The sequence below is a fragment of the Bacillus sp. ISL-45 genome (assembly GCF_018613195.1).
Classification (GTDB): Bacteria; Bacillota; Bacilli; order Bacillales; family Cytobacillaceae; genus Mesobacillus.
The window spans coordinates 1-15,271 of sequence record NZ_JAGGQQ010000013.1; the positions used below are offsets into that span (position 1 = coordinate 1).

Below are 15,271 nucleotides of genomic sequence, written 5' to 3' on the forward strand. Positions count from 1 at the left end.
TCCAAGAAAGAGTTATGAGTTAGCTCATAAGTTAAAACGTTGGCTCATGTTCTTATAGAAGAAACATGATCATTTATTGTTTGTTGACGCTTGTTTGTTTAGTTTTCAAAGAACAAGTTGTTCAGTCCGTCGCCCAGAAGCGACTTTATTAATATAACACGCTGATTTGTTATTGTCAACATCGTTTTTAGTTTTTCTTTTTGGTAAAAACCGATGTTTGATTTTCAATTCAACGTTGTTTTCCTGAAGCGAGATTAAATATACCATGGATAAAATATGTTTGCAATATAATTTTAAAAGAATTTTTCACAATAAGATCATTCTTTTCAGGTTTTCCGAGTTTCTTCTTATTTAATGTTTTTAATAATAATTTCTTACAAGTCCTCATATAATGCGTTGGACAAACTATTTTACAGAGGTGATCCTACTTGCTGCAATCAATTGCACTATATCTATCATTATTAATGGCAATCCTTTTATTTAGCATGGCCTATATTGAAGCCATTAAAATTGCAAACACTGAAGGAAAGGTACACGGAGGAACTCTTATTTTAAGCTCTGTCTGTGCATTATTATTTTCAAGGTTCACTTACCTATTCATTTAAAAACATTTAAAAAATCCCCTCTATGAAGGGGATTTTTTTTGTTTACACCTTAAGGTTTTGCATCTATACTCTTACAGTTTTTCTCTAGCAGCCTGGCGCAGCAGTTGTAAATCTCTCCACATATAAGCTACTTCGACATATTCTCTGCCTGCAATTTTCACAACTTCCTCCCCAGCTTTTTGCGGCTGAAGGCTTTCATAAAATTTCCGGCTTTCGTTATCGGCTAACACCCACACGAGGATGGATTCGTAATTTTGATTCAGCAAATCATCCACACCGGCTTGCAGCAGCCTCAGGCCCAGTTTTCCTCTTTGATACTCTTTAAGGATATAGATCACGTACAATTCTCCATCGGCTTTAAAATTCCCTGATCTTTCTTTTCCAAAGGATGCAAAGCCTACTATTTCCCCTTCTGGATTAATAGCGACAAAAACCGGAGAGATATTAGCACTTTCTGATAAGCTTTTTTCCCATAAAGGTTTCCGGTCCTCCACCTTTAAAGTATCCAAGTAATCCTGGCTTATAATCCCCTGATAAGTTTCTTGCCAGCTTCTGACGTGAACCCTGGCAATTCCGCTTGCATCATCTTTTGTAGCCTTTCTGATCTGCACATACATCCCCTACCCCGATATTGATTTGATTTCGGCTTGATTTTTCAGCTTCATTTTTCTTTCATCTACTAAAAACAAAGTTATGCCTACGATAACAACTAGTCCTCCGATAATCTGAGTCCAAATGACTTTTTCACCGAGCAGATAGAACGCAAGTACGGTTGCGCCAACTGGTTCAAAAAGTATCGCCATCGAAATAACTGAGGCGCTAATCCATTTTATAGACCAGTTAAACAATGTGTGGCCAAGCAAAGTTGGGATCAGCGCGAGGAGGATAAAGTAGACCCAATCGCTCGTAGGATATGGATAGAACGAGTCACCAACAGCTATTACATAGAAGAACAATGTAATTGAACTGATGCTATAGACGATAAAGGTATAGGTTATTAAAGACATCCTTTTTCTGACTGTTTGGCCAAATAAAAGGTATACGGTTACCAATGCACAGGCTACAATCGCCAAAAAGTCCCCAAACAGTGCACTTCCGCTGATTTTAAAATCACCCCAGCTGATGATGACGCTGCCGCCAATCGCAATCACACCGCTTAAAATCGCTTTAGCTGAAACACGCTCTTTAAAGAACAGATAAGCACCCACGAATGCAAATAGAGGCTGAAGAGTGACCAGCACAGTTGAGCTTGCTACCGAGGTATAGTTTAGTGATTCAAACCAGAGGATAAAATGGAAGGCCAGAAATATCCCGGCTATTCCGGTGAATACCCAATCCCGTTTCGTAATAAGACGAAGTTCCGAAACATACTTTATAAGAAATACCGGCAGCATTAATAGTACTGAAAAAAATAATCGGTAAAAAGCTATGACTCCGGACGGCGCGGATGAGACCTTGACCAGGATCGCAGAAGTTGAGACTGCCACGACGCCGATTGCTACCGCCATATAAGGATTTACTTTAGGTGACTGCATTTCTATTCTCCTTTAAGTTACACAATGTGAATTAAATGTATTTTACAATGAATTCGAACTTTTATCTTGAATTAAATTTTATTTTTTATAAAAAGTTTAGTCTGTGATTTTTAGGGAAAGTAAATACATCTTATTTAGGGGCAGGAGAAACGATATGTTCTATTCAATTGATATGGAAATATTGCTAAAGTTGGGGATTTCCGCATTCTTGGGCCTGGTGATCGGGCTCGAACGGGAGATTAAAAGAAAACCGGTAGGACTTAAAACAAGCCTTGTTATATCGATCGTCAGCTGTCTTTTAACGATTGTATCAAGTGAGTCGGCTTATATGTTCCCTGGGGATGAAGATGTGAATATCACGATGGACCCGCTCCGTTTGGCAGCGCAAATCGTCTCAGGGATAGGTTTCCTAGGTGCCGGAGTTATTTTACGAAGAGGGAATGACACAATTTCAGGTCTGACCACGGCAGCGATGATTTGGGGTGCCGCTGGAATTGGCATCACGGTTGGCGCCGGGTTTTACTGGGAAGCCATTGCTGGTGTTGCTCTACTCATTGTGAGTGTGGAATTCATACCGTTCCTGATGACTTTCATAGGTCCAAGACAATTAAGGGAAAAAGAGATCCGGCTGCAGTTTAATGTCAATAGCCGGGAAAGCATAGCCGATATTATTACCAGGATCAAAGAGGAAAAAATCGCCTTAAAAAATGTCCGTATTAAGGATCTTGCAGAGGGAAATCAGCTGGTGCAATTGATTGTAACCGTGGACTTCCGCAGAAAGACGACGGATGTGTATGAAACGGTGTCGGATATTGAAGGGATCAACAGGGTTGAAATTGAAGGTTTGTAGGAGGAAAGCCGCTGAATTGCGGCTTTTTTATTTTTACATAAAATTTTGTCTTGCATGTCCAGCGAGATGGTTATATAATCTTTCTTGTACCTTATCTATTCAGATACGGGGGATTAGCTCAGCTGGGAGAGCGCAACGCTGGCAGCGTTGAGGTCAGGGGTTCGAGCCCCCTATTCTCCACTTACTTAAAAAGCCGTCAAACCAATTGGTTTGACGGCTTTTTTCATTATTGATTATTTTTTTATAATAAACTAAAGTTTCATATGCTCTTAATTTACCTAGTTCCTCTTCTATAATTGAGTACAATCAACTCTGCACCAGCAAGCTTCGTTAATAAAGCTTCTTCTTCAATCACAAATTCATAGATACTAAAGTTACACAACACAACAAGCTTTTCATTCTCACTTCTTCGCAGCTGAGATGCAAAAATTTGGTCCTTAAATCTTAGATTGAAGTCACCTGTTGTGAGGACTTCTTATAACTGCCCGCCCATCTCCATAGAAATCCATGATAACTCGATATAAACTTACCCTTTTCAAGATATCCTTGTACTTTTGAATCCTTAATTTGGCCATTTTCTATTTTCAACTCTGTCTTAAAATAAACTCTTATAAAAATCCTTTCAGTCAGCTTTTGATTTTTAAAATAAGGACTAAAAAAATAGAACCTGTTCAATTTTAGATACAATCATATTTACCTAGTTCCATTTTGTTTATTAACAAAGGTGTTATACTTTAAAATTTTGTGCCTTTACACCAATGACTTCTAAATTCGCTAAATTAGAATGATCTCCTTCTTTCACTCCCCATTTGTTTAACAAAAACGGTTAATTCTTACTGGATCCATGTACTTAGTCGTAAGGAATAAGTATTAAAATTATAAACTTCCTACTAAATACACAAAACATCCTCTATTCGACCAATTAAGCCCACCGTTCATATTACCAGTTGAGTTGCTTTCCAATTTTTATTGTCTTTTAATCTCTCTTTTTTTCAGGAGTTTCTTTGGTATTTTGTATTTAAGCACACCTAGAAAAAAGGTAAAGCACTTTTGGGTCCTTTTTCCTTATTCACATTATATCGTTGACATTGATAATCATTATCAACTATTATTCATTGTAGTTGAAAAAGATTCTCAATTAAAATTGTAAGGAGGACCTTTTATGTCTTTGTCGTTTCCTGAAATTCGAACAGAAAAGAAGTACCAGAAATTTTTACCCCTCTCTCAAAAGAGAATCCTGCAAAAATTGATTCAAGCGGTGATTCGCGAAAAAGTATGTGAGTATGAGTGGAAACCAAACGGGTTTACAGGACGTACCTATATTCTCAAAGCTCCCCTCAATCGCACTATACAATTCGACGTAAAAAAGATCTACTATTTGGGACACATTGATATAGATGGACCAATCCTTCTTGCCGATAATCAAACTCATAGTGAATTGACTCATCCGGTACAGTTTCTTCAAGTGCTTTTCGAAACAGACATTACATCAAATTCAGTACAAACATTAATAAACGAACTGGATAACAGCGTGACCAATGATGCGATTGCCTTAACTGCAAAGGAATACAGGAGAGTGTCCGAAACCAGTACCTCTGAAACAAGGGCCTTTGATACCTTGATTAAAATGAAGAACAAGGATCCCCACTTTAGTCCATTGACTTATCTTGAACAATGGGCTACGGAAGGGCACACCATACATCCTTGTTCCAAAACAAGAATAGGCTTATCCCCGGAGGAGAATCAAAAATATTCTCCAGAGTGGGCTGCAGAAGTCCAGTTGGTACTGCTCGCAGTACATGAGAGCCATAGTACCTCCTCAAGTATGAGTGATGAGGAAATTAAGGATCTTTTACTTTCCGACTATCCATTTCTTTCAAAGGAAATGGACGAACTGGCCTCCTATGTCCTTATCCCGGTTCATCCCTGGCAGTATGAGCATATGATTAAAAAGTATTATCGGGAAGAGCTGGATAAAAAGCTTATCATCCCTTTACACTCCGTTATACCGGTTAAGCCTTTATTGTCTTTCCGGTCCCTGGCTCCAAGCCTTGGGAGGAAACTACATCATATTAAGACTGCAGTGAATATCCAGATGACCAGCGCCAAAAGGCTCGTCTCACCGGCATCTGTCAATAATGGGCCTGTCATTTCAAAGCTGCTGAAAGAGATTGAGAAAACGGATCCCCTTCTAAAAGAAAGGGTTGTTTTCCTTCCAGAGGTAGCCGGATGCCATTTTAGTTCCAGCCGGAAATTCCCCGGCATTGACCTCGAGAAGAATTTATCATGTATTATCCGCGAAAATCCTGAGGCTTACCTCGCTAAAGACGAGCTCGCTGTCCCGGCCGCTTCCTTAATCAACACATTACCGTTCTCATCGGGTACATTAATGAAAGACCTTATTTTAGGATATAGGGATAAAAATATGGTCTCCATTGAAAAGAGTGCAACCGAGTATTTGGATCTTTATGCAAAAACCGTTATACCATGTCTTGTGCAATTGGTAGTTCAATATGGAATCAGCCTAGAAGCACACCTTCAAAATGCCATTGTCGTTTTTAAAGAAGGGAAACCTTCTAAATTGATGATTCGAGATAACGGAGGTATTCGGATTCATAGAGGGAAATTTAGCCAATGGGTTGATTCAGTGAAACTTGATAATTCCACTAACCTTTTGACTGACAGACCAGAGGATCTCTATCAAATGTTCTCTCACGCTGTCCTTCATAATCACTTTGGGGAAATAATTCTCAATCTGACAAAGGAATTTGGAATTAATGAGTCTATTTTATGGACCCAGGTAAAAGACGTATTAAGCAAGGTCATAAGTATTATCGGTAATCAAAATAATTGTACTGAACAAGCATCTGAGTTTGAAACATGGGTTCTTGGACCGCACACTTACCTTAAAGCTCTCTTGAAAATGAGGCTAAATCATTCGGTTACCGATAACATTTATGTTCCTGCACCAAATCCACTATTACCAGGGAAGGGAGAAATAGAATGAGACGAAATCCATCATACAGCCAAAAGGCAGAATCATTTATAACCCAATGGTCAAAGGATGAATTAACTTGTATAACTGAGCTGCGAAGGAACAATTCTCCCCTGGCAGAGAGCTATCCATATTTCGCTAATCTTGGACGTCGTCATATATTGAATAAACTGGCTTCCGCACTGCTGCGGGAAGATGTGAAGAATCTTTATTCCCAGTCTGTAGAATTGAAGAGAATCGGCTCAGTTTACGTGACAAGTTTACTGAAGGTTTATAAAAAGTGGGAACCCTTCCTTCTTCAGCTGCAGACTTTATCTTTAAAAGAAGATTTAGTCTATCGAATGACAGCCTTTGATGATTATATACTTCTGTTCCCTATTAAAAAAGAGTACGCCTTTAACCGGCTGATTTTAGAGGGAGATATCCTCCTGATCGGCAAAGACTGGAACCGGACAGTCGAAACTGCTAGTGAATTGCTGAGGCTAATTGGCTTGGAGCAGAACAACAATGACCTAGGAAGGGAGCTGGACAACGGTACAGCCAATATTACAATGGCTTACGTACGCCATGACAGTTGGTCAAAAAAATTGAAAGACGAAGGGGAAGCACTTAAGGTTTCGACAATTCTTCAATATGCTTTAGCCAAAAAGGCAATGCAACCCGAGTGGAGCTCTTTGTTACTTTTTGAACAGCTTGCCTTAGAGGGGCATCATCTTCATCCGGGCACAAAAACTAAGACAGGCATGTCACCTTTGGATGTCGCTCGATATTCGCCAGAGTTTCATGAGGAGTTTCCAATTTGCTTTGCTGCAGTCCACAAGGATTATCTTCTCTCAACAGAAATAACACAAAATACAATCGAGAGACTATTTCCAATACAAAATAGGAAATGCAGAGAGATCCTAAGCGGAAAAGGTCTGAATCCTTCAAACTATCAGCTTCTTCCTGTTCATGAATGGCAATTCAAACATACACTGACCTCCATGTACGGGGCGGAAATCGAAAGAAAAATCATTGTTCCCCTTCCTTCTATAAAGGACATGGGAGCAGCTACCTCGTCATTTCGTACCCTGCTGCCTTCGACAAAAAATTGTTTTATAAAGCTTGCAGTAAACAGCCAAATGACATCAACTGTCCGTTCAATTTCTACAAATACAGCCATGAATTCCACCGCTTTCAGCTGTATGCTAAATGAAATCCTAAGAAGAGAACAACATCTGGACAACTTTTTACCGCTAAACGAGACGGCGGGCTTTGCTTTTACATCAAATGACAATGACCTGGCAAGAAATTTAACGGTAGTGATAAGAGAAAATAAAGAAAATGAACTTGCCCAAGATGAGATCCCTATTGTAGGCAGCTGTTTGTATAATAGCTCTCCGTTTACAAATAAGACCGTCCTTGAAGAAATTATCGAAGAGTATAATCAGCATCACCAGTTATCCAAAAAAGCCGGGGTCATCAGCTTTCTAAATGACTATTTGTCAATTACAGTTCCAGGATTTCTAACTTTAATGACTAAGTATGGTGTTGCTTTGGAGGGGCATCTCCAAAACAGCATTCCCGTTTTCAAACACGGAAAGCCGGTACGATTTTTTTTCCGCGACTGGGGTGGAGCGCGGATTTATATAAAACGGTTGGAATCCTGTGGCCTTGACCTGAAATTTCATCCGGGAAGCATGACGCTCACAGATGATCGTAACGAGATGTATGCGAAGGCACATTATACAATTTTCCAAAGTCATTTTGGGGAAATTATCCGCTTGCTGACAGAAATATCTGGCGTAAATGAAAGGATATTCTGGCGCGAGGTAAAAAGAGCATGTGATGAGGTATTTTCTTCATTATCTTTTGAAGTTGAGGAATCCGTCAAAGAAGATCAAGCATATTTTTTTCAAGACAAAGTGAAGCATAAAGCACTGGCAAGCATGAGAATAACTAAAGCGGACAACTACATGTACAGTACGGTAGCAAATCCATTAGGGAAGAATAATCAATCATGATGCTTTTCGAAACGTTGCGAAGTGATTTCGCTTTAAAATCAAGTTCATATCGTCGGTTTTTATACGGAAGCTTCTTTGTCAGGACAGCCGATTGGATGGAACTTACCATTTTAAACTGGGTGGTTTATCAATGGACCTCTTCGGCTGTTGCTCTGGGAGCAGTAAATGCCTGCAGGTTGCTGCCTGTCTTTCTCTTTTCTGCGGCTGCTGGTTCTGCAGCTGACCGGTTCCAGCGCAGGAACTCACTATTTATTCTTTACGGCGCTTTATTCCTGATGACAGTATGGATGTCCTTTAACATCAAAGACCCATCTTCATTCGGTATGCTCACTTTTATTATCGTCTTAAAATCTATCCTGATGAGTTTTGAAGTTCCTATTAGAAATGCATACCTGTCAGATATTGTACCAGCATCTATGCTCGGAAGTGCCATTACACTTCAAACCACCTGCATAAATGTTGCTAGAATGATTGGACCAGCCTTAGCGGGAGTATTGCTTGCATCCTTTCCTCCCGCCTTGTTGCTTTTTTATGTATCGCTTGGTACATTGTTTGTTTTGCTTTCTCTATGGACCATTCCTCAGGACGAACAAAATGTTTATAAAGGTAACCAAACTCATAAATCAATAAGCGAAACCTGGCAATATTTAAAAAAGGAACCAGCCATCCCCTCTATCCTTTTGCTGGCAATTGCACCTATGATCTTTGGGTTCCCATATACAACTATGCTTCCCCTGCTATCAGAGGAACTTATGGACACAGGATCAGAGGGTTTTGGCTTACTACTCTCCGTTTCGTCTGCCGGTGCAATCATTTCGACAGTAGTCTTATCGTGGAGGCAGCCATATACCGGAGGCAAGTGGCTGATTCTCTCATCGCTTGGTTTCGGTGCTAGTTTAATTCTGTTTACAGCCTTCAGCCAAATCAAGGTCCTTGCTTTTATATTAATCTTCCTAGTGGGATTTTCCAGCCAATATTACCGTACTCTTAGCAGGATTATAGTTCAATTAAAAGTAGCCGAAGAACACCGTGGCAGGATCCTCAGCTTCGCTTTAATGGACAGAGGGTATATTCCTTTGGGCGCTATACTGATTGGATTCGTTGCCAATATTTTTGGCGCTTACAGTGCAGGACTTTTTATGGGAATAGGAACCATAGTAATAACACTAATTATTTCACAAAGCAACCGAAGAATGTGGAAGGAGTAAACTATGAATCTTGAAAGACTCAAAGAACATTTGGGCTGTATGGTTAAAAAAATTGATAACAAGCCAATCTGTTCCTACATATATGATTTACACAGTTTAAAAAAACATGCCCAAAGGATTGTGGACTCTCTTCCAGACTTTTGTTCCGTTTTTTACGCCGTCAAGGCGAATCCCGATGAAAGACTGATATCGGTATTGACGAACATAGTCGATGGTTTTGAAACTGCATCGGAGGGGGAGGTTAATAAAATCAAGAGACTATCAACCCTCCCAATCATTTTCGGAGGACCAGTTAAAAAAGACCAGGAAATTTCCTATTTAGCCGATGGAACTCTTCGAATGATGAATATCGAAAGTGAACATGATATGCACCGGATCAACCAGTTTGGCAGAGAAGCAGATAAAATACTGCCTGTTTTACTGCGTGTTAATTTGAAATATAACGTTAGCAGCAGTTCTCATAAAATGGCAGGTGTCCCGACACAGTTTGGGATTGAAGAGAAAAGGATTCCTAAGATTCTGGGCCAGCTAGATCTTTTTCCATATTTAGATGTGAAAGGCTTCCATTTCCATGCAATGAGTAACAATCTTCTTGCTGATGAGCACCTTACTTTTGTTAAGATGTGCCTGGAAAATACTTTGAAATGGAAAAGATCATTTTCATTAGAATTGGAAACGGTAAATATTGGAGGCGGGATTGGTATCAATTATGATACGCCTTCAGAACCATTCGATTGGGATGTATTTAGTGAGGGAATTCATCAAATGAGAGAATCATTTCATGAAAATAAACTAAGGTTAATAATCGAACTCGGCCGTTATATGACTGCACATTGCGGGTTTTATGTGACAGAAGTAATGGATATAAAAAAGAATTACGGGGAATGGTTTGCTCTCGTTAGAGGCGGTACCCATCATTTGAGACTTCCCGCAGCATGGAAAATGAGCCATCCATTTTCAGTGTACCAAGTAGAGCATTGGAGGTATAAACCACTCCCAAGACCTAAAGTTAAAAACGAATTGATCACCATTGCCGGTGAGCTTTGTACCCCAAACGATCTTCTCGTCAGGAAAGAATTCCTTAAAGACCTTAAAGCAGGAGACCTTGTCATTTTCCATTTAGTCGGAGCTTATGGTTGGACCATCTCTCACCATGATTTTCTGTCGCATCCACGCCCGGAGTTTCAGTATCTTTAATAAACGGACTTGCAGCATGATTAAAAGGATTACTCTTCGCTTTCTCAGTCCAAAAGATGCAATGCCAGTAGGACTTTTTCTACTGGTTTTTTTACTCTCCTAGTAAAAAAGTTGATTCTAGCTGTACTTCTCTCCATCGGCATTTGGATTCCTTGTTTGTTAATGATGCATTTTTCTTAATAAAGTAAGGAAAAATACTCATTGAGTCCTTCAGTCTTTTTAAGGCGAATTAAATCATTGCAAGTTTTGTCTAATTAGTCAAAGAACTTTAGGTTACAAGGATATAAGTATTTGCTTATATAGGAATTGAGGTGACAATTAAATGCCATTGCTAAATATGAGTAGTGCCAGCCTGTACTATACAGTAAAAGGAAGCGGAACTCCGATTGTTTTTATCCATCCTCCAGTATTGACTTCAGTCAACTTTCAATATCAATTAGAAGAACTCTCGAAAAATTTTCAGATAATTACCTTTGACATTAGAGGACACGGAAAAAGCCCTTACTCCCCAGAACCCATAACCTATCAACTGATTATCAAGGATATCATTTCACTATTGGACCACCTTAATATAAACAAAGCGTTTATATGCGGATATTCGACGGGCGGTTCTATTGTTTTAGAATTCATGCTGACGTTTCCTGAGAGAGCTTTGGGGGGAATTTCGATTGGGGCAATGCCCGATGTAAATGATGATTACTTGAGAAGGAAGATATCCTTAGCAATCAAGCTTTCAAGCAAAGGGGCTATAAACTTGTTAGCCTGGTCTATTTCATGGAGTAATTCAAATAATATAAAGCTGTTTAAATATATGTTTTCGGAAGCTAAAAAAGGGGATTACCGCAATATTGAGCAATATTATCGGTTTAGTCTAAAATACAATTGTGTCAATCAACTACATAAGATAACTTTGCCTATCTTATTGGTTTATGGCAAGAAGGATAAGCCTTTTCACTCTTATGCAAGGCAATTGCATGAAAAATTGCCTCAAAATGAATTGCATTTTATCGAGAATATTGACCACCGGATCCCGACTAAGGCTGCAAAAGAACTTAACCAGCTAATTTCTCAATTTGTAAACACAAAATGACAGGTATCCAAGGGTATCTGTCACCCTTCTTTAGTGTTCGCTTTCTTTATGGGCACTTTGAGTATAACAGGAACATTTCATAGTATCCCTACTCGAGTTGATTCGGAGGTTAAAGTCCCATACTCTCCACTATCTAAAAAAAGCTAAAATCAAATTTTAAGTCATTCATCAACTCTGAAGTTCGTTTACCGTAATGAATCTATACCCTTCTGTACTCAATGTCTCCAAGATTCCATCTAGTGTCTTAAGCTCTTCGCCTGTCTGATCGTACATCGGATGCAGTAAAATAATGGAGCCCGGTTCTATATTGTTCTTGATGTAATTTATTTTGTCAGATGAATTGGCGTAATAGGAATCGGGTTCCAAATTCCAGGTGATCGTGTCGATATTTTGCTGGTCCAGGTAATAAGGGAGGGCGAGCAGTTTTTTACCATTAGGCGGCCGGAAGTCAATTTCACCGTTAAAGCCGGCTTTTACTATCAGTTTATTGGTTTTCTCGATTTCCTCTTCGATAAAGGAAGGGGATTTGAACACCATCCGGTTGTGGGAGTATGTGTGATTCCCGATTTGATGTCCTGCCCTGGCAATCATTTCTGCCGCTTCTGGATTTTTTTCGATTTCATTGCCAATCAGGAAGAATGTTGCCTTAGCATCGTACTTCTCTAGTATTGGCAAAATGTCTGCCACTTGTTGTGTCGGGCCATCATCAAAGGTTAAAGCGACTACTTTTTCGTCGGTAGTAACATGGGCTGTCAGTCCGCCGAACAATTGAAAAGTCCTCGAATTCATCAATGTATAAGCCCCTAGCAAAAGAAGGATGATTACTATAGTTATAGTTCCAAAATAGATGATTCTTTTTTTCATAAGTTACCTCTTAATCAACTGATTTTTTCGCCATTCTGTTGTATATTTCCCTGCTTTATATTCAAAGCTTCTCCTTAAACAATCCGATCCGCTTTATTTCTTCAAGATGAATCGCAGACAGGCCCTCAAGGATTTCCATTCCTTTATGTGTCACATCTACAAAGACACTCCGCCCATCTTCCGGGTTTTTCCTGCGTGAGACCAGTCCTGACTTTTCACAGCGGTCAATCAGGCCAACGCATGAATGATGGGTGATTTGCATTCGTTCTGCCAGCTCGCTCGGTGTAGCATAATCTCTTTCCGGGTACCCTTTTATGGCTAGCATCAATTGATGCTGCTGGGCTGTGATCCCCATATTTTCTGCTGCTGTTTCACTGAATTTCTGAAACTTTCTCAATTGGTATCGAAACTCAGCAAGGTACTCATATACGTCTTTACTAAGCAAAAATTCCACCTTACTTTCTTATTGATAAATATATCTTAACACGATATAATTAAAATACAAAATATCGTAATACGATATTTATATTTAAATAAAGGGGTGCTTTTTATGGATTTTTTTCATTATCTATCTCCACACTCTATTTCCGGAGTCATTATTTTTCTAGCCGGCAGTTTATTAACCATTTATTTGAACATTAAAGTTTATAAGCTTTAATACGGGATTAAATCTATATACAGGAATCGATCTTTTTTAGTAAAATAATCCTTTGTCACTTTTTCCTCGCCTAATCTATAGTTGATAGGGAATGCAAAGTTAGGTCCATCGAACACAAATGAATGGAATTCTCCATTCTCTCCGCAAATATCATGGTCTTTCGGATAATCCTTGATAAACTCCCTGTCATATACTTTGCCTGCATAGGATGGGGCCAGCGCTTCTAAATCAACACATGTAAGGACCGTTTTGAATCCAAAATCGATAAACTCCCGGCTTACTTCCTCCACTGGTAAACCCCAGAGCGGAAAAACAGGGGATAATCCCGATGCTGCAAACAATTTCTCCCGATATTCCCGAACATCCTGAAGATGTATGTCGCCAAAAGAGATATGGGTAACTCCGTCTTCTGTCATGCCAGCTATAGCTTTTCCCATTATTTGCTGATACTTTTCATCCGGACAGTCCTGCGGAAGCCAAACCTCTCGTAATGGAATTCCCAATGACTCAGATTGGAGCTTCAACAGCTCATAGCGAACTCCATGAATCGATACCCGATCGAATCCTTCTGTCAGCGTCACGAGCAATGAATCAACCTCAAAATCAGGGTTGTTTTGTATTTTGTAGAGTGCCAGCGTAGAGTCCTTGCCGCCACTGAATGAGATTGCAATTTTCATTTTGGTCCTCCTATACTCTGATTCGCCTTTTTCCGCTGATTGTAAATGCACCAATTACCGCTTTTAATAAAACACCTTCAACTTATTATACCTGATTACGCAGCTTGTGACATGTTGGCCAAATGGTTACAGAGTTCAACTTCCTACTCATATAATGAAGGATCCACTACTGCCGTATAGACTAAGTAAACCACCATACAGATGGCCATTGTGATGAATCCCCATCCGAGAATGATTTGATCAACTACTAAATAATTATTGCATAGCTGATCGTTTGCTTGAATATATAAGCAGCCCATACCCAGAAAAGCCAATGTAAAAAATCCAATGGTATAATTTTTCCGGTTCTTGCTGAGTTTTTTCCAGGAATCTCTTAGAGGCACTCCCGCGAGGAATGGCAAACTGATAAACTTGAAAAATTCTATACTATTTACAGTCAAGGCTTCATCCATGGTGCGCGGCAGCATCCAATAACCCATTATGATGATAAAAAGAAAGATTCCAGGGATGCCATCTTGATTATATTTTGAAAAGAAATGAGGAAAGCGCTGCTGGAAAAAAAGCCCCATGAAAAAGCCGGCGATTACCAGCATCGGCATTTGCATATGCATGTGAATGATCATGACGGATTCCATTAAGTTTGCAACTGGAGGAAGCATTAAACCGATTAAAAGGACAAGCCCGATTAGAAACTGATTCATCGTTATTTCCCCCTGTCTGCTTTTAGAGTCTCTAACAACTTATCTGCTGCCTCATTTACCTTTGTAAAATCCATTACATCCACTAGTGCGCCTTGCCGGTCAACTAAATAAAACGCTGAATTATGAGCGAAGTTCCCATATCCATCTGGAATCACAATGACGCCAAACTTCTCCAGCAAGGTATCTAACTGATCCTGATCCGGTATCCTGGCCATTCTCCATGTCTCCCCATTACTTCCGAATAAATCCTTATACTTGTTTAAGGTAGCGGGATCATCTTTGCCCGGTTCAAAGCTTATGCTTAAAAAAACAATATCCTTGCCTATATATTCACTCGGAAGCAGATCATACACCTGCGACATATTTTCTTCTAATTTAATGCATATCGTAGTGCAGCCTGTATAAATAAAAGTGATAAAAACATACTTACCTTCAAATTCAGATATAGAATAGGTCCGACCCTCACTATCCTCAAAGGTTACTTGTGGAAACTGGGGCTGTTCCTCAACCAGCTTTGACACTCTTGCTGTCTCAGCTGTATAAGCAGTGAATCCGTCTGTTCCTGTATAAAATAAAAGCAGTCCAAACACCAGAACAACTATACAAGATACGGTCGTTTGCCGATTTTTGATCAAATTGATCACTTCCCATTTTTTCTTTGGTAAAAATCTCGATTTCACATATCGTGCTGATTTGAAAGAGATAGCCCTGAAACAGGAGCTATCTCTTCGATTACTTTAAAAAAGGTTTTTGCATGGAGATTGGTGTCCAGCTCCAGCGCCTAGCCAGTTTTCATCCTCGAATTTGCTCCTCGAGTATCTTGCGAGAAGCGGCAGCTTTGAGCAGCTCGAGTCGTTTCGGTCCTGCCAATGAAGTCAAAGAACGACT

14 protein-coding genes and 1 tRNA gene are annotated in these 15,271 nt (G+C 39.6%); 8 read left to right on the forward strand and 7 right to left on the reverse strand.

Annotation, left to right across the window (positions count from 1 at the left end; translation table 11 throughout):
* Positions 1-428: 428 nt before the first annotated feature.
* The gene (locus tag J7E35_RS17485) at positions 429-605 is read left to right on the forward strand and encodes a hypothetical protein (RefSeq protein WP_214781887.1); all 177 of its coding nucleotides are present in this window, start codon (positions 429-431) and stop codon (positions 603-605) included.
* A 71-nt stretch (positions 606-676) separates the two neighbouring features.
* Here the strand turns inward: J7E35_RS17485 and J7E35_RS17490 are convergent, their stop codons facing one another.
* Both J7E35_RS17490 and J7E35_RS17495 read right to left on the reverse strand, forming a co-directional pair.
* Positions 677-1,216 (reverse strand): GNAT family N-acetyltransferase, encoded by a 540-nt coding sequence (locus tag J7E35_RS17490; RefSeq protein WP_214781889.1) that lies wholly within the window; start codon positions 1,214-1,216, stop codon positions 677-679.
* Positions 1,217-1,225: 9 nt separating this feature from the next.
* Positions 1,226-2,140, reverse strand: a complete 915-nt coding sequence (locus J7E35_RS17495) for a DMT family transporter (RefSeq protein ID WP_214781891.1) — start codon at positions 2,138-2,140, stop codon at positions 1,226-1,228.
* Positions 2,141-2,294: 154 nt separating this feature from the next.
* Between J7E35_RS17495 and J7E35_RS17500 the strand changes: the two genes are divergently transcribed.
* From J7E35_RS17500 to J7E35_RS17530, 7 genes are all read left to right on the forward strand, one after another.
* The gene (locus tag J7E35_RS17500; protein WP_214781893.1) at positions 2,295-2,990 is read left to right on the forward strand and encodes an MgtC/SapB family protein; all 696 of its coding nucleotides are present in this window, start codon (positions 2,295-2,297) and stop codon (positions 2,988-2,990) included.
* Between the two features lie 107 nt (positions 2,991-3,097).
* Positions 3,098-3,170: transfer RNA gene (locus tag J7E35_RS17505), tRNA-Ala, on the forward strand.
* A 982-nt stretch (positions 3,171-4,152) separates the two neighbouring features.
* Positions 4,153-5,997, forward strand: coding sequence for an IucA/IucC family protein (locus tag J7E35_RS17510; protein ID WP_214781895.1), 1,845 nt, complete (start codon positions 4,153-4,155; stop codon positions 5,995-5,997).
* 329 nt (positions 5,998-6,326) lie between these two features.
* Entirely contained in the window at positions 6,327-7,988 is a 1,662-nt protein-coding gene (locus J7E35_RS17515; protein ID WP_214781897.1) for an IucA/IucC family protein, read from the forward strand.
* Positions 7,985-9,196 carry an MFS transporter gene (locus J7E35_RS17520; RefSeq protein ID WP_214781899.1) on the forward strand — a complete coding sequence of 404 codons (1,212 nt, stop codon included), beginning with the start codon at positions 7,985-7,987 and terminating at the stop codon, positions 9,194-9,196. The genes J7E35_RS17515 and J7E35_RS17520 overlap by 4 nt, the downstream gene beginning before the upstream one ends.
* A 3-nt stretch (positions 9,197-9,199) precedes the next feature.
* On the forward strand, positions 9,200-10,393 hold the full coding sequence (locus J7E35_RS17525) for a type III PLP-dependent enzyme (protein ID WP_214781901.1): 1,194 nt from the start codon (positions 9,200-9,202) through the stop codon (positions 10,391-10,393).
* A gap of 322 nt (positions 10,394-10,715) precedes the next feature.
* A complete protein-coding gene (locus J7E35_RS17530; RefSeq protein WP_214781903.1) occupies positions 10,716-11,483 on the forward strand; it encodes an alpha/beta fold hydrolase in 768 nt (255 codons plus the stop codon).
* Positions 11,484-11,651: 168 nt separating this feature from the next.
* On the opposite strand, the gene J7E35_RS17535 is transcribed toward J7E35_RS17530, so the two are convergent.
* The 5 genes from J7E35_RS17535 to J7E35_RS17555 form a co-directional block, all read right to left on the reverse strand.
* Entirely contained in the window at positions 11,652-12,347 is a 696-nt protein-coding gene (locus J7E35_RS17535) for a polysaccharide deacetylase family protein (RefSeq protein ID WP_214781905.1), read from the reverse strand.
* A 61-nt stretch (positions 12,348-12,408) separates the two neighbouring features.
* Entirely contained in the window at positions 12,409-12,801 is a 393-nt protein-coding gene (locus J7E35_RS17540; protein WP_214781907.1) for a MarR family winged helix-turn-helix transcriptional regulator, read from the reverse strand.
* 200 nt (positions 12,802-13,001) lie between these two features.
* Positions 13,002-13,682, reverse strand: coding sequence for a Dph6-related ATP pyrophosphatase (locus tag J7E35_RS17545; protein WP_214781909.1), 681 nt, complete (start codon positions 13,680-13,682; stop codon positions 13,002-13,004).
* A 143-nt stretch (positions 13,683-13,825) separates the two neighbouring features.
* Positions 13,826-14,383 carry a hypothetical protein gene (locus tag J7E35_RS17550; protein WP_214781910.1) on the reverse strand — a complete coding sequence of 186 codons (558 nt, stop codon included), beginning with the start codon at positions 14,381-14,383 and terminating at the stop codon, positions 13,826-13,828.
* 2 nt (positions 14,384-14,385) lie between these two features.
* Positions 14,386-15,018 carry an SCO family protein gene (locus J7E35_RS17555; protein ID WP_214781912.1) on the reverse strand — a complete coding sequence of 211 codons (633 nt, stop codon included), beginning with the start codon at positions 15,016-15,018 and terminating at the stop codon, positions 14,386-14,388.
* Between the last annotated feature and the right edge of the window lie 253 nt (positions 15,019-15,271).